A 2,165-nucleotide genomic window follows, 5' to 3' on the forward strand; every position below is an offset into this window, starting at 1 on the left:
GAGTGCGATCCGCACGCCAAGGTGATGGCGACGCGCAAGGTCGCGCGCGACTGGCGGCTCGGGAGGCTCGCCTTCGCGTTCGACGCCGCGATGCCCGAGACCCCCGGCCGTCCGGACTCGCCCGAACTGCTGCCGCCCGGCAAGATGCCCCGGCGCAAGGGAGGGGGCGAACGGGGCCGCATCGCCCTGTGGCACGCGCTCGCGCATATCGAGTTCGTGGCGATCGATCTCGCGCTCGATATGGCCGGGCGGTTCGGGGAATCGATGGGGCGGCAGTTCGTGTCCGACTTTCTCAAGGTCGCAGCGGACGAGGCCATGCACTTTTCCCTGATCGACAGGCATTTGCGCACGCAAGGCAGCCACTACGGCGCCCTGCCCGCCCATGACGGACTGTGGAGCGCCGCGCACGAGACACGGGGCGATGTCGGCGGCCGCCTCGCCGTCGTGCCGATGGTGCTGGAAGCCCGCGCGCTGGACGTCACCCCGGCGGCGATCGAGCGGGTCCGCACGATGGGCGACGAGCGCGGCGCACGCATCCTCGAACGCATCCTTGACGACGAGATCGCCCACGTTCGATTCGGCGCAAATCATTTCGCCGACCACGCCGAACGGTTGGGCGAAGAGCCCGGAGAGCTGTGGAAATCCTTGGTTTTTCGTTACTTTCACGGCTCCGTTAAACCGCCGTTCAACGACTCGGCGCGGCTCGCTGCCGGTTTGTCGCGCGATCTGTATACCGCGCTTGCCTGAGGCAAAACTAACGGCATAAGTCACACTCACGAGACGGCGGGGGGTTCCGACGATCTCCATACTCCTTGGCGCGACCGGTTTCGGCGTGCTCAAAATAGCGTCGCTTTCCTCGGAATGACGGCGGATAAGCAAGGTATTGCGAGTGGTCGTAACGAAATTTTTCGCCAAGTTCCGCGCAGTGACCGGCGTTTTCGTCGCAGCGGGACTGTCCATTGCAGCGCAACCTGCAATGGCCAACAGCAGCGCTGCCGCTGCCGACATTTCCTCCACCCTGCGCACCAGCCAGGCCGCGAACCAGTCGGTCACCGGCGGTGAGGACGAGCAGTTCAGCCAGCTGTTCAGCTCCTGGCAGAACTATGAAGAAACCGGCCTTGCCGCCGCCAAGCCCAAGGCAGCCGTCGGCGGTATCGCCACCGTCGCCATCCCCTCGCGCAACCCCCTCGCTCAAGAGCGCATGACCAGCACCTTCGGCATGCGCGAACATCCCATTCTCGGCGGCCGCCGCGCCCACAAGGGCGTCGATCTCGCCGCTCCCACCGGCACCCCGGTCTACGCCACCGCAGACGGCACCGTGAGCCGCGCCTCGTGGTTCAGCGGCTACGGCCTGTTCGTCAGCCTTGAGCATGGCGGCGACATGCAGACCCGCTACGGTCACATGTCGCGCCTCAACGTCGCCGACGGCCAGCGCGTCCACAAGGGTGACATCATCGGCTACGTCGGTTCCACCGGCAACTCGACCGGCCCGCACCTCCACTACGAAGTGCGCGTCGACGGCGAGGCCGTGAACCCGGTCCCCTACATGCAGCAGCCGAGCCTCGCTTCGGCCAACTGACCAGAGTTTTCCTGTTGAGAGGAGGAAGAGGCGGCTCAAAAGGCCGCCTTTTCTTTTGCCTGCGTTCCGCGATGCCCCAAAAAAGGGGGCAAAAAAATGGGGCGGTCCGTCACGAGGGTGGGCCGCCCCTTGAAGTTGGGGAGAAGCGGTTACCGCACCGGGGCTCCGCCGGAGCGGAAGGGGTTGGTGCGGTGGACCGGCAAGACGGTCTTCGCACTGGCGGCCGCGTCTCGCATTGATCGCGGTCAAATACGCCAGACCCGCTGAATTTCTGCTACGCGCCGCCGTTCTTGGCCTGAAATGGACACGTCCCGCTTCCGGCCCACCCCGATCCTGCGCGAGCGCCGCCGCCGGCGCTGCACGCGCTTTGCACTGACCGATTCGCGCGGGGGGCAAATTGCCGTGATCGTACGCGACATATCCTCGCGCGGGCTCAGTGCCGCCGCCTCGGGCGAGCCGCCCCGCCTTAACGAAGTGGTACGCGCCACGCTGGAAGACGGCCGCGAGGTCTGGGGCCTCGTGCGCTGGCGCGAGGGCAACCTGTTCGGGGTGGAGTTCGATACGCGGGGGTGAAACCTTCCGTGGG

At 66.3% G+C, this 2,165-nt stretch carries 3 protein-coding genes; all 3 read left to right on the forward strand.

The window, feature by feature from the left end; translation table 11 throughout:
* Nucleotides 1-747, forward strand: a 747-nt coding sequence (locus tag ACYPYD_RS21890) for a ferritin-like domain-containing protein (protein WP_459665491.1), incomplete at its 5' end; no start/stop codon positions are given.
* 229 nt (nucleotides 748-976) lie between these two features.
* The gene (locus tag ACYPYD_RS21895) at nucleotides 977-1,579 is read left to right on the forward strand and encodes a M23 family metallopeptidase (RefSeq protein ID WP_051211578.1); all 603 of its coding nucleotides are present in this window, start codon (nucleotides 977-979) and stop codon (nucleotides 1,577-1,579) included.
* Between the two features lie 300 nt (nucleotides 1,580-1,879).
* Nucleotides 1,880-2,152 (forward strand): PilZ domain-containing protein, encoded by a 273-nt coding sequence (locus ACYPYD_RS21900; protein ID WP_459665493.1) that lies wholly within the window; start codon nucleotides 1,880-1,882, stop codon nucleotides 2,150-2,152.
* The last annotated feature ends 13 nt before the right edge of the window (nucleotides 2,153-2,165 follow it).

It is taken from the genome of Novosphingobium sp. 11B (assembly GCF_054589055.1).